This window comes from uncultured Paracoccus sp. (assembly GCF_945915435.1).
GTDB lineage: Bacteria > Pseudomonadota > Alphaproteobacteria > Rhodobacterales > Rhodobacteraceae > Paracoccus.
The window spans coordinates 44,454-63,061 of the sequence record NZ_CAMEFG010000006.1; the positions used below are offsets into that span (position 1 = coordinate 44,454).

The following is an 18,608-nucleotide window of genomic DNA, read 5'->3' on the forward strand; positions in this document are numbered from 1 at the left end:
CCGCCCAAGGCCATGCAGGAACGATGAGGTCGCCGAAATACGCCCGCCCGGCCCCGTCGATGCCGCCCGCCCGGCCCGGCCCCATTTCCCGGCTGCCGGGGCAGGCCTGTGCCTTTCCCCGAAGGCCCGACGACTGCCGGTGAAATCGCGCCGTATCAAGGCCTTTCGCGCTTCCGCAGGGTTCCGGCGCGGGTGTGCCGCGCCCTTCCTGGCCAGCCCGCCGAGGGTGATGCGCCCTGCGGCGGTAGGCCAGGGCTGATCCGATATGCGGGCGGGGTTGCAGCCGGTCGGTCGCAAGGCGTTCACGCTGTTGTTGGGCGTTGCGGGTGTCGCGGCCTTCCTGATGTTCGGCCTGCCGCTGCCCTTCCTGTTCGGTCCGATGGCGGCCTGCCTGATCGCCGCGCTTCTGGGCGTGCGGCTGGCCGGACCGGGGCGGGTCTCGGTGGCGGCGCGGACGGTGCTGGGGGTCGCGGTCGGCGCCTCGATCACCCCGGCGGTGGTCGAGCGGCTGCCGTCGATGCTGGCCTCGGTCGCGATCATTCCGCTTTATATCGCGGTCATCGGGCTTGTCGGGGTGCCCTTCTTCCGGCGGGTCTGCGGCTTCGATCCGGTTACCGCCTTTTATGCCGCGATGCCGGGCGGGGCTGCCGACATGATCGTCTTCGGGCAAGAGGCCGGGGCGAACCCGCGCCAGCTTTCGCTGGTCCACGTCACCCGGCTGATGGTCATCATGGTGGTCGCGCCCGTGATCCTCGTCAGGTTCTACGGTGTCAGCCTGTCGAACCCGGTCGGGCCGCCCGCGGCCGGCCTGCCGGGCGGTGAGCTTGCGCTGATGCTGGCCGCCGCCCTTCTGGGCTGGAAAGGGGCCGAGCGGATCGGGCTTTTCGGCGCGGCGATCCTTGGCCCGCTGATCGTCGCGGCGGCGCTTTCGCTGACCGGAGCCTTGCACCTGCGCCCGCCGCGTGAAGCGATGTGGGCTGCGCAATTCTTCATCGGTCTGGGCATCGGGGTCAGCTATGTGGGCGTCACCCTGCGCGAATTGCGCGACACGGTGGCGGGCGGTGCGGCATTCGTGCTGATCCTTGCGGCGCTGGCCGCGCTGGTGACCGAAACCGTCACGCTGACCGGCATCGCCCCGCCGGTCGAAGCGTTTCTGGCCTTTGCGCCCGGCGGTCAGGCCGAGATGTCGATGCTGGCCATCATCGCCGGTGCCGATCTGGGCTTTGTCATCATCCACCATCTGACGCGGGTGGTGCTGGTCATCCTCGGCGCGCCCGTGGTGGCGCGCCGCTTCGCCCGCAGGGAAAGGACCCGCGATCCCTGAGCGGGCTTCAGGTCCGGGCCAGGTAGTCCACGCTCATTTCCGTCTTGCCCGAGGGAACGAGCTGCGGTCGGGCATCGCCCACCTGTTCGAATCCGGCGCCCAGCAGAACCCGCGCAGAGGCGGGGTTTTCCAGAACCGTCCGGGCGCGAAGCCGTTTCAGCCCCAGCCTGCGCGCCATCCCCAAAGCCAGCACCAGCGCGCGTCCCGAGACCTTGTTGCCGCGATGCTGCGGGGCGACCCAATAGCCGATCTCGGCATCCTCGGGCTGGATGTCGAAGAACACCAGGCTGCCCATGAACGCATCCGAACCCGCATCCGCGATGGTCAGCACCGCCAGCACGCCGTCGCGCAACCCGTCTGCAATCGCGCCCCGGATCATGTCGCGAACGATCTGCGGCGTGTATTCGACCAGCGGCAGATGGGCGAAGCGCCTGACCATGTCGTCGCCCGTCCCGGCGGCATAACCCGCCGCATCGGCGTCCGACATGGCCCTGATCGTCACCGTGCCGTCCGAGACCGGCAGGACGGCCAGGAAGTTCCGGCTGGCCGCTGCGCCGGTGGTGTCGTCCGGGTTGCTCATTCATGCCTCCGTTTCCATGTCCTTCGTTTCTATCAGAACCGGACCCTGCCGGGCAAATCGCCGCTGTCCGGCCCGCTGCCCCGCGCAGGCCGAAATCCGAAAAGATAGATCGGCATTCCGAAGCGGACCCGCCCGCCAGCCCGCCGCGGATGTTGCGGTCCCCTGCCGTTCCTTCGTAGCATCGAAACCGACAGGCCCTTGGGGGTGGCAAAGCCGCCGGTCGGGGCGCGACAAGTCAGGATAGGACCCATGACCGATTTTTCCGCGACCCGTGCGATGTTCGACCTGCCCGAAGGGGTGATCTATCTGGACGGAAATTCGCTGGGGCCGCTGCCGGTCGCGGTGAAGGAACGCATGAGCCGCGTCATCGCCGATGAATGGGGCCAGATGCTGATCCGGGGCTGGAACCAGGCCGGCTGGATGGAACAGCCCCGCCGCACAGGCGACCGCATCGCCCGGCTGATCGGGGCGGAACCGGGCAGCGTGGTCATGGGCGACACGCTGTCGATCAAGGTCTATCAGGCGCTGGCCTCGGCCTTCGAGATGAACCCGACGCGCCGCGTGGTGCTGTCGGACAACGGCAATTTCCCCTCGGACCTCTATATCGCGCAGGGATTGGTGCGGACGCTGGGCGAGGGCCATGCGCTGCGCACCGTCAACCCCGAGGACGTGCTGGACGCCATCGACGAAACTGTCGCCGCGATCCTGATCACCGAAGTCGATTATCGCACCGGGCGGCGCCACGACATGAAGGCGCTGACCGCGCGCGCGCATGAAAAAGGCGCGCTGGCGATCTGGGACCTGGCCCATTCGGCGGGCGCGCTGCCGGTGGAGGTGGCCGGGGGCGGGGCGGATTTCGCGGTGGGCTGCACCTATAAATACCTCAATTCCGGCCCCGGCGGCCCGGCCTTCATCTATGTCGCCCCGCGCCATCACGACGCCGCCCGCCCGGCGTTGTCGGGCTGGATGGGGCACGCGGCGCCCTTTGCCTTCGATCTGGACTATCGCCCCGGCGACGGGATCGAGCGGATGCGGGTCGGCACCCCGCCGATCCTGCAACTGGCGGCGCTGGATGCGGCGCTGGATGTCTGGGACGGGGTGGACATGGGCGACATCCGCGCCCGCTCGCTGGAACTGGGCGATCTGTTCATCGCGGGCGTCGAGGCCCGCTGCCCGGACCTGAAACTGGCTACGCCGCGCGCCCATGACCAGCGCGGCAGCCAGGTCAGCTTTACCCACCCGGAAGGCTACGCGATCATGCAGGCCCTGATCGCCGAGGGCGTGATCGGCGATTTCCGCGCGCCCGTCACGCTGCGCTTCGGCTTCACGCCGCTTTATCTTGGCCATGACGACGTGAACCGCGCGGTCGATATCCTGGCGCGGATCATGGAGGAACGCCGCTGGGACCGGCCCGAATTCAAGACGCGGGCAAAGGTTACATGAACCGCGTCCTTCCCTGCACCTGCCGCCCCTGGGGCTGGATCGCGTTGTGGCGACGGATCGGGCAATGCGCCATTCTGGACCAGCGAACCGCTTTTCCCTGAACCACCCATTTCAGTGAAAAGAGGAAGCGAACATGACCTATGACCCCTCGCGCGACGGCGCACAGATGGATTTCCGCCAGCGCATGTCCTATGGCGACTATCTGCGAATCGACCAGATCCTGACCGCGCAGAAGCCGCTGTCCCCGGCCCATGACGAGATGCTGTTCATCATCCAGCACCAGACCTCGGAATTGTGGATGAAGCTGGCGCTGTATGAGGTGAACGGCGCGCGGGACATGATCGCCGCCGACCGCACGCCCGAGGCGCTGAAGATGCTGGCCCGCGTCTCGCGCATCTTCGAGCAGTTGAACAATGCCTGGGACGTGCTGCGCACGATGACGCCCTCGGAATATACCCGGTTTCGGGACGATCTGGGGCAGTCCTCGGGCTTTCAGTCCTGGCAATACCGGTTGATCGAATATGCGGTCGGCAACCGCAACCTGGCGATGCTGAAGCCGCATGAGCATCGCCCCGACCTGCTGGAGAAGCTGGAGGCCGAACTGGCCCGCCCCTCGCTTTACGACGAGGTGTTGCGCAGGCTGGCGCGCGCCGGCCTGCCGGTGCCGCAGGCGGTGCTGGACCGCGACCCGAGGCAGGCGTGGAGCTTCGACGAGGGCGTCATGGCGGTCTGGGCGACCGTCTACCGCGATCCGTCGAAACACTGGGAAGCCTATGAGATCGCCGAGAAACTGGTCGATTTCGAGGATTACTTTCGCCGCTGGCGCTTCAACCACGTCACCACGGTCGAGCGCGTGATCGGCTTCAAGCGCGGCACCGGGGGCACGGCGGGGATCGCCTATCTGCGGCGGATGCTGGAGGTGGAACTGTTCCCCGAACTGTGGCGCGTGCGCACCGAGTTGTGACCCCGCCCCGGCCTGTCCGCGGGCCGGGGTCAGTCGCGCATGTCGCTGCCCGTGCCGGAAGGGGCGGCCAGCTTGCGCGCCTCTTTCGGGGGCAGGCCGAAATGGGCCTTGAAGGCGGTGGTGAAGCTGGCCTGGTGGTCGTAGCCCACCATATGCGCGATGGTGGCGATGGGAATGCCGGGATCGGCCAGCATCTCCATCGCGCGGGTCATGCGGTGGTGGTTGCGGTAGTTGAAGATGGTCATGCCGTAAAGCAGCTTGAAGCCGCTTTTCAGCTTGGTCGAATTGGTGCCAAGCTCGCGTGCGAGGTCGGCGATGGTCAGCCGCCCGCCGGCGTCGTCGGACAGAATCGCCTGCGCGCGGGCGAACATGGCCAGTTCGCGCTCGGTGAAGGCGATGCCGCTGTTGCTGTCCACGGGATCGGCTTCCAGCGCCGCCGTGGTCAGGGACAGCAACTCGAACATGCGCGCCACCACCATCATCAGGTCGCGCCTTGCGTTGAATTCCAGCGCGAAGACGTCGCGCAGGGCGGTGACGATCTCGACCGTGGTCGCGGCCTCGACCAGCGCCATCGCGCCCGCCGCCGGGTGCATCAGCCGCTCGGCCCGGCTGCCGGGCTGCGCGCCGAAGCCGAAGCTGTCGGCCAGCAGTTCGGGCCGGACATAGAGGCTGATCATGCGAAAGCGCCCCGGCAGGCAACAGACGTCGTAATTCACCCCCGGCGCCTGGTGGCAGGCCATGATGGTCGAGGCGGTCAGGCTGGGTTCCTGCGCGCGGGGCACGGCCAGTTCGACCGGGCCTTCCAGCACGAAATGGAACTCGACCAGCCCTTCGGACGGCACCTTCTCGAACCGGGCCGAGGTATAGTCGCAATCGGTGACGATCATATAGATCTCGTCGCTGATCGAGACCAGCTTCCAGCAGCCGGTGCCCTCGCCCTCGGGCAGATCGACGCGGGTATAGGCGATGTTCCAGCGCGTATTGACCCGGCGCGGATAGTTGCCGGGGTTTTGGGCCAGGGTCTCGAAGGCCGTGCGTATCGTGCCGCCCGGCCCGACAAGGGCGGTGCGGAACAGCCCCTTGGTATCGGGATGAATCACGGTGCTGATCCCCGTAAGGCGGGAGGACATGGCGGGCGGCCCCTTGTGGCTGGCGGTGGTTTCAAGACCGCCAGTCTAGGGGATCGGTCCCGCGCTGGCGAGTCCGGCCCGAGGCCGCCCGCCTCACGCCTTACGCTGCCTTGCCGCGAACCACGATGGCCTTCTTGCGCAAGAAGCGCAGGAAGCCGCCATGACCATAGCGGCTGCCGCCAAGGCCCGAGGCCCCGAAGGCGGTCTTTTCCGCCCGCGCGCCGACGCCGCCCATCGTGTCGAAATCGTTGATCCACATGCCGCCCGCGTTGATGCGCTGGCCGACCGCGATGGCCTCGGCCTCGTCGCCGATCACCGCCGCCGACAGGCCGAATTCGGTGTCATTGGCCAGCCGGACGGCCTCGTCGGGGGTCTCAAACCCCATGATCGGCACGATGGGACCGAAGGTCTCGTCCCGCATCACCGCCATGTCCTGCGTCACATCGGCCAGCACCGTGGGTTCGCACCACAGCCCGCCCTGATGTTCCACGATCCGGCCCCCGGTCAGGATGCGCGCGCCCTTGGCCACGGCATCCTCGATCTGGGCGCGCAGGATATCCGCCTGGCGGGCGAAGATCACCGGGCCAAGCTCGCCCTGCGTGATGTCCTGCATGTTCATGCCAAGCGCCTGCATGCGCGCGACGGTGCGCTGCGTCACGTCGTCAAGGATGCCGTTCTGGACATAGACCCGCTCGATCGCGCAGCAAAGCTGGCCCGAGTTTTCCGTCGCGCCGCGGGTGATGATTTCCGCCGCCATCTCGGGATCGGCGCTGTCCAGCACCACGACGGGGTCGCTGCCACCCAGTTCCAGAAACGCCGTCTTGAACTGGCTGGCGGCGCGTTCTTGCACCTTGCGCCCGGTGGGGACGGAACCCGTAAAGACCAGCGTGTCGGTCAGGTCCACGATCCAGCCGCCGGTTTCGGCCCCGCCCTCGAACACGTCCAGCACGTCGCGCAGGTGTTCGACCTCGGCGATGGCGCGGCGGAAGGGGGCGATGAAGCGCGGCGTCACCTCGCTGGGTTTGATCGCGACGGCGGAACCGGCCAGCAGCGCGCAGATCGCGTCGATCATCGCCAGGATCAGCGGATAGTTCCAGGGCGAGATGATGCCGACCAGCTGATAGGGCACATATTGCTGCTGGAAGCGCAGCGTCGGGTCCGAGGACTGGCCGGTCGCCTCGGCCATCGCCTCGGCGGCGGTGGCGCAACGCATGCGGGTGATGCCCTTCAGCCCCTCGATCTCGTTCACGGACCATTCGTGCCGCCCGGTATCGGCGCAAAGCGCGTCGAGGATCGGCTGGTAATGGCGGTCCACCGCGTCGCACAGCGCCTCCATCGCGCGGATGCGGCCGTCGAGGCCGATCTCCAGCCATTTCGCCTGACCTTCGCGCAGCGCCTGAGTGCGGGCGGTCAGGGCGGGCAAGTCCAGCGGCGTGATCTGGTAATCCACCTTGCCGCTGCGGGGATTGCGGATGTCGATGCTGTGGGTCATGGGAATTCCGGGTTCTCGTGAAGGCTGGTTTTGCCAGAACATGCGCGGGGCGGGGCCTTCGGGGAATGGGCTTGCGGCGCTTGGGGCGGATATCCAAAGGAAAAGGCCGTGCGGGCAAAATTGCCGCGCTGTATCCCGGCCCGGCGGCGGGGTTTACTGGCCGAAACCCCTGTAACCCGCGAGGCCCCAATGCAGAATTTCCTTCGTGATCTCGAATCCCGTGGCGAGCTGGCCCGCGTCGCGCGGCAGGTCGAGCCGCGCCACCAGCTTGCCGCCGTGACCCGCGCCGTCCAGCGCGCGGGCGAACAGGCGGTGCTGTTCCAGGACGTGGCGGGGTCGGCGATGCCGGTGGTCTCGAACCTCTACGGCAGCCATGACCGGCTGTGCCGGATGATCGGCGCGGGCGAGCGCACCTTCTGCGAGCGCTGGATCGAACTGACCGACGCCTGCCTTGCCGCGCGCGACGCCGATGTGATGGTCCCGGCGACGGCGGAAGAGGCCGGGGGTTTCGTCAGCGGCAAGCTGTCGGATCTGCCGGCGGTCACCTGGCACGGCCGCGATGCCGGGCCTTACTTCACCTCGGCGATCTTTCTGGCGAAGGAGCCGGACAGCGGCGTGCCGAACCTGTCCTTCCACCGCTCCATGCAGGTCAGCGACAGCGAATTGCGGGTGCGCCTTGGCGGCACCCACGACCTGACGCGCTATCAGAAGAAGGCCGAGGAGCGCGGCGAGGCGCTGGAGGCCGCGTTGCTGCTGTCCTGCCCGCCGGAACTGTTCCTGTCGGCCTGTGCGTCCTTGCCCTACGAGGCGTCCGAACTGGTGATGGCGGCGCAGATCAAGGGCGGCAAGATCGCGACGCGGCGCTGCGAGACCATCGACCTGGAGGTTCCCGCCAGCGTCGATATCGTCGTGGAAGGCCGCTTCCTGCCCAATATCAAGCGCCCCGAAGGCCCCTTTGGCGAGTTCATGGGCAACTATGTCGAGGTCGGCGACAACCATGTCTTCGAGGTCACCCATGTCAGCTATCGCCCCGATGCGGTGCTGCACGGGCTGGTCTGCGGCAGCCCCGAGGACCTGCGCCCGCTGGAGGCCGTGACCGCCGCCCGCGTCTATCGCCATGTCGCGGCGCAGGTGCCGGGCGTCATCGATGTGTGTTGCCGCCCGAACGTGATGATTTCCATCGTCAAGATCAGGAAGGCCTATGAGGGCCATGCCCAGCATGTCTTCTTGGCGGCGATGGGGTCCTATCTGGACTACAACAAGGTGGTGATCGTGGTGGACGAGGACGTGGACATCTACGATCTGGACGATGTGATGTGGGCTTACCTCACGCGCGGGCGGGCCGATACGCGGGCCATGATCGTGCCGGATGTGCCGGGCTTCTACCGCGATCCGAAGAAGGACCATTGGGGCCGGCTGTGCATCGACGCAACGATGCCCTGGGGGCGAGAGGCGGAATTCGCCCGCAAGTCGATTCCGGGGCAGGATGAGGTTGATCTGGCGGATTGGCTGGCGTAAGGGCGCGCTGACTCCCCTGCCGGATATGCTGGTGATCGCCCCGATGCGGGGCGGTTATTGGCAAGCCTTTGCGGACGTTGCCTGGCGTGAGGCGTGTTTTGGGATTTTCGCGACAGGCGGCCCGCTTTACAGGCCACAAGCGGGCCGCCAGAGCGGAATCAATCTATCCGATTCGGCAAACCACGCCCATTATTCCACCAGCGGTTAGGATTGTCGCTGTTCGGATTATAGGCTGCACGGCTCGCCCAATCTTCACGTAAATAGATCACTGGTTCTTCATAGTGATGCACATGGATGATGGCATCCATAACCTTTTCAAGAATCGCCATATCTCGCTCGATCGAGATTTTCAGTTCCACCATCGGATACGTCTCGGTGCGTCCTGGCTCGAAACCATCGACATGCGTCGTCGTGGTCGATCCGGGTTCAGGTTGAGCGGTTTCTTTGCCGATGGCCGAAATGCTTGCATTGCGCCGGTAGCGTCCAAAGGAAAGGGGATGGACTTCCATGACCGCATCCAGAATCCTGTCGGTGTCGTCGGGAACCGTTTGAATTTCGAGTGTCCAAACAGGAACAAGTGTGCCCGATTTCGCTTTGTAGGCGCTCAAGTCAACCATGCCGTTGCCCTCCCTTGTGTTCTTGTAATGTTCCTATAACGATATGGTAACAATTGCAAGGAACGACTGGGGATATCGCGCAAATCCGGAAACCTACGGCAGGCTGGTCGCCACATGATTGCCCAAGGCGAAAGGCCGCCTTGTCGCCGCAGCCCAGACGATACCGCCCCCGCAGATTGCTGCGAGGGCGGCTGTCTTTCGAAAGCACGGTCGCGCCCTGCTTGATGCGCAGGACCGGGCCGACGCCCCCCTCACCCCGCGAAGGCCTTGCGGCCGCTGCCCATCGGCACGTCCGGGTCGGGGATCGGGATGGCGTCGATCAGCGTGCGGGTGAATTCGTGCTGCGGGTTGCGCCAGACCTCTTGCGCGGGGCCGCTTTCCACAATCTGGCCCTGATACATCATCGCCACGCGGTCGGCGAAGTTTTCCACCAGCGTCAGGTCGTGGGTGATGAACAGATAGCTGAGACCCAGATCGCGTTGCAGCGTATAGAGCAGGTTGACGATCTGCGCCTGCACCGAGACGTCCAGCGCCGAGACCGGCTCGTCGCAGATGATCAGCCTGGGGTTCAGCGCCAGCGCGCGGGCGATGCCGATGCGCTGGCGCTGGCCGCCCGAGAATTCGTGCGGGAAACGCTCGGCCCAGTCGGGGCGCAGGCCGACGCGCTCCATCAGGTCCAGCACGCGGCGCTTGCGTTCCTCGGGGGTGCCGACGCCGTGGACATCCAGCGGCTCGCGGATCAGGGCCGAGATGCGCTTGCGCGGGTTCAGCGAGGAAAACGGGTCCTGGAACACGCATTGCACATCCGGGCGGAAGGGGCGCATGGCCCGGCGCGACAGGCCCACCATCTCTTGCCCGTCCAGCAGGATATGGCCGGAGTCGGGGCGTTGCAGGCCAAGGATGCAGCGCGCCAGCGTGGTCTTGCCGCAGCCGGATTCGCCCACCAAGGCCAGCGTCTCGCCCGCGTTCACCTCCAGCGAGACACCGCGCACGGCATGGACCTTGCCGCGCGTGGTGTCGAAACTGCAATGCAACTCGCGGATGGATAGCAGGGCGGTCATGCGGGTGCCTCCGTTTCCGTGGTGTTGTGGCAGGCGACGCTGGTGGCGCCGATCATGCGCGGCTCGGGGATCACGCGGTGGCAGATGTCCGAGGCCAAGGGGCAGCGCGGGGCAAAGCGGCAGCCGCGCAGATCCTCGGTGATCGAGGGCACCATGCCGGGGATTTCGGACAGGGGCAGTTCGCCCTCTTGCCGGCGGCCGGGGCGCGGCGTTGCGGCCAGCAGGCCCCGCGTATAGGGGTGGAGGGGGGCGGAAAACAGGCGGCGGGTCTCGGCCTCTTCGACCTTGCGGCCGGCATACATCACCGCCACCCGGTCGGCGACCTGCGCCACCAGCCCCAGGTTGTGGGTGATCAGCACGATGGCGACGCCCAGTTCCGCCTGCGCCCCCTTCAGCAGCCGCATGATCTGCGCCTGCACCGTCACGTCCAGCGCGGTGGTGGGTTCGTCTGCGATCAGCAGGTCGGGGTTGCAGGCCAAGGCCATCGCGATCACCACGCGCTGGCGCTGGCCGCCCGACAGGCGATGCGGGTATTCGTCCACGATATGGTCGGGATCGGGCAGGCCGACCTCGCGCATCAGGGCGATCACCCGCTCGCGCGCCTCGGCGCGGCTGATGTTCTCGTGCTCCAGGATGACCTCGGCCACCTGGTTGCCGATGGTATAGACCGGGTTCAGCGCCGCCATCGGCTCCTGGAACACCATGCCGATGCGGTCGCCGCGAATCTTGCGCATGGCCTCGTTGTCGGTGACGGGCAGGTCGGTGCCGTCAAAGCGGATATGGCCGGCGGTCTTGGTCAGCCCCTCGGGCAAGAGGCCCATGACCGCCAGCGAGGTCACGGACTTGCCGCAGCCGGATTCGCCGACGATGGCCAGCGTCTTGCCGCGCGTGACATCGAAGGAAACGCCGCGCAGGATCCGGGCCTCGGGCATGTGGCTGACCGACAGGTGCAGGTCCTCGACGGAAAGCAGGGTATCCTTGGCCATCTTCAGATCTTCCTCTTGCGCAGGCGGGGGTTCATGGCGTCGTTGATGCCTTCGCCGACCAGGTTCAGCGCCAGTGCGGTGACCAGCAGCGCCAGCCCCGGAATGGCGATGATATACCAGGCGTCGCGCAACTGGCTGCGGCCCAGCCCGATCATCGTGCCCCATGTGATCACGTTGGGATCGCCGAAGCCCAGGAAGGACAGCGCCGATTCCATCAGGATCGCGGTGGCCACCAGCACGCTGGCCATGACCGTGATCGAGGACAGCGCATTGGGCAATATCTGGGCGAAGATGATGCGCAGGTCGCTCATCCCGATGACGATGCAGCTATGGACGAAGGCGCGTTCGCGCAGCACCAGGAATTCGCTGCGCACCAGCCGCGCCACCGTGGGCCAGGACACGACGCCAAGCGAGATGATCACCGCCTGGATCGACGGCCCCATGATGGCGATGATGACGATGGCCAGCATGAATTGCGGGATGGTCTGGAACAGTTCGGTGATGCGCATCAGCGCGTCGTCCACCCAGCCGCCGTAATAGCCCGCGAAGGCGCCGACCAGGATGCCCACGACCAGCGCGCAGGCGACCGAGACGAAGCCGACCATCAAGGACACCCGCGCGCCGTGGAAGATGCCCGCCGCGATGTCGCGGCCAAGGCTGTCGGTGCCCAGCGGCGCGCCGGGATAGGTGCCCGGCCATTGCAGCGGCGGGCCCATCATGGCGTAGGGATCGCCGGGGTAAAGGATCGGCGCGCTCAGCGCCATCAGCAGGATCAGCGCCAGCAGGGCCAGCCCCAGCGACAGGGTCCAGTTGCGCAGGATGAGACGCATCATTTCAGCTCCACCGTCGGGTTGATGACCGCATAGAGCAGGTCCACCAAAAGGTTAGCGATCACCACGAAGATCGAGGACAGCACCAGAATGCTGAGCAGCAGGTTCAGGTCGCGCTGCATCATCGCGTCGAACATCAGCCGCCCGATGCCGGGCCACGAGAATATGCTTTCGGTCAGTACCGCGCCGCCCAGGAAGGTGCCGATATTCGCGCCGACCACGGTCAGCAGCGGCAGCACCGCGTTCCTCAGCGCATGGCGATAGGCGATGCGGTTTTCCGAAATCCCCTTGGCGCGGGCCACGCGGATATATTCCAGGTTCAGGACCTCGAGCATCCCGGCCCGCACCAGCCGCGTATAGATCGCGAGGTAAAAGAACGCCTGCGTCAGCACCGGCAGCGCAAGGTGCCACATCACGTCCAGCACATGCGCAAACCCGGTCTTGCCGCCGATGACGTCATACATGCCGCCCGTCGGCACCCAGCCCAGCTTGACGGAAAACAGCACGATCATCATCAGCCCGATCCAGAAGGGCGGCGTCGCATAAAGCAGCAGCGCGCCGACCGAGATCAGCCGGTCCGGCAACCGGCCCACGTTGCGCGCGGCGATCACGCCCATCACGATGCCGCCGATCAGCGCCAGCAGGATCGAGGCGCCCATCAGTAGCAGCGTCGCGGGCAGCCGATCCATGATCAGGTCCCAGTTGCTCATCCCGTGGCGGAAGGACCAGCCGAAATCCAGCGTCACGATGCGCAGCAGGAAAGCGCCCAACTGCTCGATCAGCGAACGGTCGAGGCCGAACTGGCGGCGCAGGCTTTCCATATATTCCGCATCCGCCGTGCCCGCCTCGCCCGCAAGGGCCTCGGCGGCGTCGCCGGGGGCCAGTTGCAGCAGCAGGAAGTTGATGACGGCGATGCCAAGGATGGTGAAGGCGGCATGGATCAGCCGCTTGCCGATATATCGGAATGTGGATCTGTGTCTGCGGGCAGTCATGTATGGCTGGCTTTCTGCTGACGAAGTTCAGGTGCGACCCGGAAGCAGGGTCAGGATGTCGTGGACGGGCAGGCCGGTGGCCCGCGCCAGTGCGTCGCTATAGGGCGGCAGGTTGGTGCATTCCACCACGATCGCCCCGATGTCGGGGGCGATGCGCAGCAGGTCCCGGCCCGCCGCGATCACGTCGGCCCGCGCCCGCGCGGGGTCCAGTTGGTCGCGGGCGTCGTTGCGGCGCAGGGTGGGGTAAAGCTCGCGGCCGCTTTCCAGCCCCGCGACGGGCGTGTCGGGTCGTGCGCCTGCCGCCGCCAGATGGGCGGGGGTGATGCTGCGGGCGTCCATCGCCAGCACGCCGACGCGGGCGCCGGTTTCGGCCTCGATGCGCGGGATCGCCAGCAGGGCCGAGGTCAGGACCGGCACCGGGCAACCCTGCGCCAGCGCCGCCTGATGCAGCACCAGGATCCCGCAAGAGGTGGTGACGATCCCCGCCCCGCGCGCCACCAGCCGGTCGCGGGCGGCAAGGAAGCCGTCCAGCAGGTCGGTGCCGTCCCCGGCTTGCAGGCGCGCGACGGTCGCGGCTTCGACCACCTCGTAAAGCGCGGTGCCGGCGAAGGTCTCGGGGTTGCCGATATCGCCGGGCGGGCGGGGAAAGGCAGTGTTCAGCATGATGACGCCCACGCGGGGCGCCGTCCTTTCGGCGGCGGGCATCACGCCTCCAACCAGGCCGCGCCCAGGCCGTTGCGCACGCCTTCGGGTCCGGTCATGAAGTCCTTCAGCCGCGCATTGGCGATGGTCACATAGATCGGGCGGGCCAGCGGCAGGATCGGCAGGTCCTCCATCGCGATGCGCTGGAATTCGTGGAACAGCGCGCGCCGCTTGTCGGGGTCGGGCTCGACGGCGGCGGCATCCAGCACCTCGTCCATCTTGGGATTGTCATAGCCCGAGGCGTTCACGAAGGGCGTGCCCTGCCGGATGAAATCCGAGTGATAGAAGCGGTGCGAGCCGATGGTCGGGTCCGCCGTGACCGAGGAGGGGAACATCGACAGGTCGAAGTCGTATTCCTGATAGACCTGCCGGATGAAAGTCGGCACATCGGCGCTTTGCAACACCAGATCGACGCCGACCTCGCGGAACTGCTGGCGCAGGAACTGCCCGGCGCGGTCATAGGTATCGCCCACCGCGGGCCAGATCAGCCGCAGGGTAAAGCGCATGCCGCCCGCCCCGCGCGCAAAACCCGCCTCGTCCAGCAACTGGTTCGCCCGATCCGGGTCGTAGGGATAGGCGGGCACGTCGTCGGTATGGAAATGCGGCAGCGATTGCGGGATCGGGCCGGTCAGCAGTTCCGCAAGCTGATACCAGACGGTGCCAAGCATCAATTCGCGGTTGATCGCATGCATCAGCGCATGGCGCACCTCGACCCTGGCCAGATGTTCGTTGCGCAGGTTGCATTCCAGGATGTCGAGGCTGTTGTTCATCTCGATCCCGCGTTCTTCCACCACGAAGCCGGGATTGTCGCGAAAGCGCGCGACCTCGTTCAGCGGAATCGGGCCGTCGCCGCCCAGGTGCAGCTCGCCCGCTTCGAAGGCGGCGACGCGGGCGCTGGGATCGGCGTAGAAGCGCACCGCAAGCCGGTCGAGGTAGGGTTTGCCCTCGTCCCAATAGTCGGGGTTCCTTTCCAGGATGATATGGCTGCCGCGCTCCCACTGGGCGAACTTGAAGGGGCCGGTGCCGATGGGGGCGTTGTTGGCGGGGTTGGTCAGCGGGTCGCTGCCTTCATAGACATGCTTGGGCAGGATCGGCGATTCCCAGCCCGCCAGCGCCGCCATCATCGCGGGCGCGGGTTGCGACAGGTGCAGGACCACGGTGTGGTCGTCCGGCGTCTCGGCCCGCTCGATCGAGGCAAAGACGGCGCGGCCGCGCGGGTGGTGCTGCTTCAGCAGCTCCATGATCGAATAGGCGACATCGGCCGAGGTGAAATCCGTGCCGTCATGCCATTTCACGCCCTCGCGCAGGGTGAAGGTGACGGTCAGCCCGTCCGGCGCGATTTCCCACCCCGTGGCCAGTTCGGGCTGGGGTTGCAGGTCCCAGTCGTAGCGCACCAGCCCCTCGACCATCTTGCCCGAGATCACCGCGACGGGCGAGGCGCTGTTGAAGGCGCTGACCATCGCGTTCGGCTCGGGCGCGATGGTCATGACGGCGGTGCCGCCCGCGCTCTGCGCCCAGGCCATGCCGCCCGGCAGCATGGCTGCGACGCCGGCCGCCGCGCCCGACAGCAGGATCGCGCGGCGGGACATTCTGAGGGTCATATCGGTTTTCATCATCGCTCCCCTGATGGATGGTGCCCGTCCGCAGCGGCGGGTCTGGTTCTGGGTCCGGTGTCGCTCTTGTGCGGACAACCTGCCGGTCCGTTCAACAGACTATGAACGCGGCAGGCCCATGCTGCACAGCGGCCTTTTTATTCTTATGGGTCTGGTTTTGTTGATATCAGAAGAAACCCCCTCGCGTGGCTGTGATGGCCTGCGCGGCGGCATTGCGCCGCAGGGCGCGCCGGGCGCAGAAAAGGGCAGGTGAGAGGGGGCACAGGACCGCCCCTGAGAAGCGAAAGGAAGGCCGTGACCGATACCATGACCACCGCTCGGACCAACGCCCGGACCGATGGGGCCGCCGTTCTGGCAGGGCTGATCGCCGACTGGTCGCAAGGCCCGCTGTTCCACGTTCCGGGCGAGGGCGCGCTGGAACTGCTGGACGCCCTGGCGGGCCGGATCGGGGGGCGGATGGTCTCGTGCCGGCACGAGGCCGGGGCGGTCTTCGCGGCGCAGGCGGCGGGCCATGCGACTGGCCAGCCGGGCATCGCCGTGGTGGGCCGCGCGCCCGGCGCGCTGAACGCGATGCTGGCGCTGCATACCGCCTGGACCGATGCCGCGCCGATGATCCTGATCGTGGGGCAGGCCACGGGGCGACAGTCCGGGCGCGAGGCTTACCTTGGCCCCGATTTCGGGGCGACCTTCGCCGGCGTGGCGAAATGGGTGGGTGAATGCACGGATGCCGCGCGCCTGCCCGAGATGATGCTGCGCGCCTGGTCCGTCGCGCTGTCGGGCCAGCGCGGCCCGGTGGTGCTGGTCGTGGACGAGGACGTCTGGCACCAGCCCACAGCCCAGCCTGCGCCGCTGGCCGCGCCGGTCCCACCGCAGCCGGGTGTTTCCCCGGATGACGCCGCGCGAATCGCCGAGATGCTGGCGCGGGCGCAGCGTCCCTTGCTGATCGTCGGCGGCACCGGCTGGAGCGCCGGGGACCGCGCCGCGCTGGTCGCCTATGCCGAATCGCAGGCGCTGCCGGTGCTGACCTCTTACCGCCGCCGCGACCTGATGCCCGCCTCCAGCCCTTCGATGGCGGGCGAGCTGGGCATCGGCGCCGATCCGGCGGCGCTGGCGGCGGTGGGTGAGGCCGATCTGGTGATCGTCGCCGGCATGCGGCTGGGAGAGATCAACACTTTCGGCACCAATGTCTTTGCCGGCTATCAGCTGATGCCGCTGCCGGATCCGGGCCGGGCGCTGGTCCATATCCACCCCGATATGAGCGAACTCAACCGCGTCTGGCGCGCGGATATGGCGGTCTGCGCGCAGCCCGGCAGCCTGTTCGGTCTGCTGGACGCAAGCGCCCCGGTCGCTGACGCCCGCCGCGCATGGCGCGAGCGCCTGCGCGCGTCGCGGCTGGCCTTCACCGAGGGCAAGCCGGGGCAGGGGCCACTTGACTTGCGCGAGGTCTGCCGCATCCTGCGCGCGGACCTGCCCGCCGACGCCATGCTGACCGTCGGCGCGGGCGCCTATGCCCATTGGCCGCAGCGCCATTTTCCGCACGACGATTACGGCACGCAGCTTGGCCCGAAAAGCGGCGCGATGGGCTACGGCCTGCCCGCCGCCATCGGGGTGCAGGCCGCTTGTCCCGGCCGCCGCGTGGTGGCGATGGCGGGTGACGGCTGCTTCCTGATGACGGGCGAGGAACTGGCGACGGCGGTGCTGCACCGCCTGCCCGTGACGGTGATCGTGGTCAACAATTCGCGCTATGGCGCCATCGCCGCCAGCCAGCAGCGCCAGTTCGGGCGGGTGACGGGCACCGATCTGGCGCAGGTGAATTTCGCCGATTACGCCCGCGCGATGGGGGCCGAGGGGGTCCGCGTCGCCACCACCGCCGAATTCGCGCCCGCCCTGGCCCGCGCCGGGCAAGCTGACGGCCCGGTGCTGATCGAACTGGTCACCGGCCCCGAGGCGCTGAAGCCCTGATGACAAGGAGACAGCCGATGCAGCAATCCGTGATCGTGGTCGGCGCGGGAATCGCCGGTCTGACCGCCGCCTGGCACCTGCGCCGCGCGGGATGCGAGGTCACCGTGATCGAGGCGCAGGACCAGCCCGGCGGGCGCGTCGGCGCGCGCGAGACGCGCGGCATCCGCTACAATACCGGCGCGCGGCTGCTTTACGCCTTCAGCAAGGATTTCAACCGCCTGCTGGACGATATCGGCCTGACCCCCGACCTGATCCCGGTGCGCAACCTGTCCGCCGAATGCCGCTCGCCGACGGAAAAATGGAAGGTCGAGCTGATGCCCGGCCCGCGCTCGCTGCTGACGCCGGGGCTGACGCTTGCCGACCGGCTGCGCTTCATGACCTATGGCGCGCGGCTGTTGGCGGCGCGGTTTACCACCGACCCGGACGATGCCACCTCGGCCCCGGCGGCGGATGCGGTGACGCTGGCCGATTACATCACCCGCCACCTAGGTCCGCGCGTGCTGGAACGTATGGTCAACCCGGTCTTTCGCAGCACGCGAAGCTGGGACGCGGCGGATATCTCGGCCGCCTTCTTCGCCACCACCATGCCGCATATGATCGGGACCAGCACGGTCCATGTGCTGAAAGGCGGCATGAACAGCCTGCCGCAGGCCCTGTCGCGCGACCTGACGCTGCTGCTGAACACCCGTGCCCTGCGCATTGACGCCCCCGCCAGCGGTCCCTGCCGCGTCGAGGCCGAGCAGGACGGCGCGCCCCTGATCCTTGAGGCCGACCGCATCGTCTGCGCGGTCGAGGGGGTGAACGTAGCCGCGCTGATCCCCGATATGGCGCCCGAGGACCGCGCCTTCATGGACCGCGTGCGCTACAACTCGCTGGGGATCGCGCATATCCGGCTGAACCGGCAGGTCGCGCCCTATATGAGCTTTTTCTCGGACAATGCGGGCGGAACCATCGCCACCTATCAGCAGATCCCCGGCGTTGATGCCCAAGGCAGCCACCCCCAGCTTTACACGCAACTGACCCCCGAGGCCAACCGCCGCGCCCGCAACGAGGGGCTGACGGACCGCATCGACGAGATCGTGGCGGACGACCTGCGCTGCCTCTATCCGACGCTGGACGCCGACCGGGTGGATCATTTCAACCAGTGGATCGCGCTGAAGCTGCCCGAATTCTATCCCGGCTATGCGGGTGAGGTGCGCCGCTTCCTGAACCGCCAGCCGGGGGCGAAGGTGCAGTTCTGCGGCGATTACCTGGCGCAATCGCTGGTCACAGGTGCCGCGGCCAGCGGCAAGGCGGCGGCGCTGCGGCTGCTGGCGGCCTGAGGCGCCCCGCGCTTGGATCGACCGCGCGCGCACTCTATCATCACGCCCGGATCGGGCATCAGAAACGGAGCA

Annotated in this window: 16 protein-coding genes; 6 read left to right on the top strand and 10 right to left on the bottom strand. The window is 67.3% G+C overall.

Translation table 11 applies throughout. The features are described from left to right. Nucleotides 1-265: 265 nt before the first annotated feature. Nucleotides 266-1,324, top strand: coding sequence for an AbrB family transcriptional regulator (locus Q0O97_RS03540; protein ID WP_294924936.1), 1,059 nt, complete (start codon nucleotides 266-268; stop codon nucleotides 1,322-1,324). A gap of 7 nt (nucleotides 1,325-1,331) precedes the next feature. Here the strand turns inward: Q0O97_RS03540 and Q0O97_RS03545 are convergent, their stop codons facing one another. After that, nucleotides 1,332-1,904 (bottom strand): GNAT family protein, encoded by a 573-nt coding sequence (locus Q0O97_RS03545; protein WP_294924939.1) that lies wholly within the window; start codon nucleotides 1,902-1,904, stop codon nucleotides 1,332-1,334. A 249-nt stretch (nucleotides 1,905-2,153) separates the two neighbouring features. On the opposite strand from Q0O97_RS03545, the gene kynU reads away from it, so the two are divergent. Both kynU and kynA read left to right on the top strand, forming a co-directional pair. Then, on the top strand, nucleotides 2,154-3,347 hold the full coding sequence (gene kynU / locus Q0O97_RS03550; RefSeq protein ID WP_294924942.1) for a kynureninase: 1,194 nt from the start codon (nucleotides 2,154-2,156) through the stop codon (nucleotides 3,345-3,347). Nucleotides 3,348-3,480: 133 nt separating this feature from the next. Further along, complete coding sequence (gene kynA, locus Q0O97_RS03555; protein ID WP_294924945.1) at nucleotides 3,481-4,311, top strand: tryptophan 2,3-dioxygenase; 831 nt, start codon at nucleotides 3,481-3,483, stop codon at nucleotides 4,309-4,311. A 29-nt stretch (nucleotides 4,312-4,340) separates the two neighbouring features. On the opposite strand, the gene Q0O97_RS03560 is transcribed toward kynA, so the two are convergent. Next, entirely contained in the window at nucleotides 4,341-5,441 is a 1,101-nt protein-coding gene (locus Q0O97_RS03560) for an AraC family transcriptional regulator (RefSeq protein ID WP_294924948.1), read from the bottom strand. A 100-nt stretch (nucleotides 5,442-5,541) separates the two neighbouring features. Next, the gene (locus Q0O97_RS03565; RefSeq protein WP_294924951.1) at nucleotides 5,542-6,933 is read right to left on the bottom strand and encodes an aldehyde dehydrogenase family protein; all 1,392 of its coding nucleotides are present in this window, start codon (nucleotides 6,931-6,933) and stop codon (nucleotides 5,542-5,544) included. A 189-nt stretch (nucleotides 6,934-7,122) separates the two neighbouring features. Here Q0O97_RS03565 and Q0O97_RS03570 point away from each other — a divergent pair, with 189 nt between their 5' ends. Beyond that, nucleotides 7,123-8,451: a UbiD family decarboxylase gene (locus tag Q0O97_RS03570; RefSeq protein WP_294924954.1), complete on the top strand. Its 1,329-nt coding sequence runs from the start codon at nucleotides 7,123-7,125 to the stop codon at nucleotides 8,449-8,451. Nucleotides 8,452-8,609: 158 nt separating this feature from the next. Here Q0O97_RS03570 and Q0O97_RS03575 read toward each other — a convergent pair whose 3' ends face one another. The 7 genes from Q0O97_RS03575 to Q0O97_RS03605 all read right to left on the bottom strand — a co-directional run bounded on the left by Q0O97_RS03575 (nucleotide 8,610) and on the right by Q0O97_RS03605 (nucleotide 15,240). Further along, nucleotides 8,610-9,068, bottom strand: coding sequence for a hypothetical protein (locus Q0O97_RS03575; RefSeq protein WP_294924957.1), 459 nt, complete (start codon nucleotides 9,066-9,068; stop codon nucleotides 8,610-8,612). Nucleotides 9,069-9,319: 251 nt separating this feature from the next. Beyond that, nucleotides 9,320-10,129 carry an ATP-binding cassette domain-containing protein gene (locus Q0O97_RS03580; RefSeq protein WP_294924960.1) on the bottom strand — a complete coding sequence of 270 codons (810 nt, stop codon included), beginning with the start codon at nucleotides 10,127-10,129 and terminating at the stop codon, nucleotides 9,320-9,322. Next, the gene (locus tag Q0O97_RS03585) at nucleotides 10,126-11,115 is read right to left on the bottom strand and encodes an ABC transporter ATP-binding protein (RefSeq protein ID WP_294924963.1); all 990 of its coding nucleotides are present in this window, start codon (nucleotides 11,113-11,115) and stop codon (nucleotides 10,126-10,128) included. The genes Q0O97_RS03580 and Q0O97_RS03585 overlap by 4 nt, the downstream gene beginning before the upstream one ends. 2 nt (nucleotides 11,116-11,117) lie before the next feature. Continuing rightward, on the bottom strand, nucleotides 11,118-11,948 hold the full coding sequence (locus tag Q0O97_RS03590; RefSeq protein WP_294924966.1) for an ABC transporter permease: 831 nt from the start codon (nucleotides 11,946-11,948) through the stop codon (nucleotides 11,118-11,120). Then, nucleotides 11,945-12,937 carry an ABC transporter permease gene (locus tag Q0O97_RS03595; RefSeq protein ID WP_294924968.1) on the bottom strand — a complete coding sequence of 331 codons (993 nt, stop codon included), beginning with the start codon at nucleotides 12,935-12,937 and terminating at the stop codon, nucleotides 11,945-11,947. Before Q0O97_RS03595 ends, Q0O97_RS03590 begins: the two co-directional genes overlap by 4 nt. A 27-nt stretch (nucleotides 12,938-12,964) precedes the next feature. Next, nucleotides 12,965-13,642 (bottom strand): aspartate/glutamate racemase family protein, encoded by a 678-nt coding sequence (locus Q0O97_RS03600; protein ID WP_294924971.1) that lies wholly within the window; start codon nucleotides 13,640-13,642, stop codon nucleotides 12,965-12,967. Then, nucleotides 13,642-15,240 carry an ABC transporter substrate-binding protein gene (locus tag Q0O97_RS03605; RefSeq protein ID WP_294924974.1) on the bottom strand — a complete coding sequence of 533 codons (1,599 nt, stop codon included), beginning with the start codon at nucleotides 15,238-15,240 and terminating at the stop codon, nucleotides 13,642-13,644. Before Q0O97_RS03605 ends, Q0O97_RS03600 begins: the two co-directional genes overlap by 1 nt. A gap of 306 nt (nucleotides 15,241-15,546) precedes the next feature. On the opposite strand from Q0O97_RS03605, the gene Q0O97_RS03610 reads away from it, so the two are divergent. Then, nucleotides 15,547-17,214, top strand: coding sequence for a thiamine pyrophosphate-dependent enzyme (locus Q0O97_RS03610; RefSeq protein WP_294924977.1), 1,668 nt, complete (start codon nucleotides 15,547-15,549; stop codon nucleotides 17,212-17,214). Beyond that, complete coding sequence (locus Q0O97_RS03615; protein WP_366125239.1) at nucleotides 17,214-18,536, top strand: FAD-dependent oxidoreductase; 1,323 nt, start codon at nucleotides 17,214-17,216, stop codon at nucleotides 18,534-18,536. Before Q0O97_RS03610 ends, Q0O97_RS03615 begins: the two co-directional genes overlap by 1 nt. Nucleotides 18,537-18,608 lie beyond the last annotated feature (72 nt).

Excerpts from the sequence above, each read along its gene's own strand:
- Q0O97_RS03545 (WP_294924939.1), bottom strand. The coding sequence starts at position 1,904 with ATGAGCAACCCGGACGACACCACCGGCGCAGCGGCCAGCCGGAACTTC.
- Q0O97_RS03575 (WP_294924957.1), bottom strand. The coding sequence starts at position 9,068 with ATGGTTGACTTGAGCGCCTACAAAGCGAAATCGGGCACACTTGTTCCT.
- Q0O97_RS03585 (WP_294924963.1), bottom strand. The coding sequence starts at position 11,115 with ATGGCCAAGGATACCCTGCTTTCCGTCGAGGACCTGCACCTGTCGGTC.
- Q0O97_RS03600 (WP_294924971.1), bottom strand. The coding sequence starts at position 13,642 with ATGCCCGCCGCCGAAAGGACGGCGCCCCGCGTGGGCGTCATCATGCTG.
- Q0O97_RS03570 (WP_294924954.1), top strand. The coding sequence starts at position 7,123 with ATGCAGAATTTCCTTCGTGATCTCGAATCCCGTGGCGAGCTGGCCCGC.
- kynA (WP_294924945.1), top strand. The coding sequence starts at position 3,481 with ATGACCTATGACCCCTCGCGCGACGGCGCACAGATGGATTTCCGCCAG.
- Q0O97_RS03580 (WP_294924960.1), bottom strand. The coding sequence starts at position 10,129 with ATGACCGCCCTGCTATCCATCCGCGAGTTGCATTGCAGTTTCGACACC.
- Q0O97_RS03565 (WP_294924951.1), bottom strand. The coding sequence starts at position 6,933 with ATGACCCACAGCATCGACATCCGCAATCCCCGCAGCGGCAAGGTGGAT.
- Q0O97_RS03560 (WP_294924948.1), bottom strand. The coding sequence starts at position 5,441 with ATGTCCTCCCGCCTTACGGGGATCAGCACCGTGATTCATCCCGATACC.
- Q0O97_RS03605 (WP_294924974.1), bottom strand. The coding sequence starts at position 15,240 with ATGACCCTCAGAATGTCCCGCCGCGCGATCCTGCTGTCGGGCGCGGCG.
- Q0O97_RS03590 (WP_294924966.1), bottom strand. The coding sequence starts at position 11,948 with ATGATGCGTCTCATCCTGCGCAACTGGACCCTGTCGCTGGGGCTGGCC.
- Q0O97_RS03595 (WP_294924968.1), bottom strand. The coding sequence starts at position 12,937 with ATGACTGCCCGCAGACACAGATCCACATTCCGATATATCGGCAAGCGG.
- Q0O97_RS03615 (WP_366125239.1), top strand. The coding sequence starts at position 17,214 with ATGACAAGGAGACAGCCGATGCAGCAATCCGTGATCGTGGTCGGCGCG.
- kynU (WP_294924942.1), top strand. The coding sequence starts at position 2,154 with ATGACCGATTTTTCCGCGACCCGTGCGATGTTCGACCTGCCCGAAGGG.
- Q0O97_RS03540 (WP_294924936.1), top strand. The coding sequence starts at position 266 with ATGCGGGCGGGGTTGCAGCCGGTCGGTCGCAAGGCGTTCACGCTGTTG.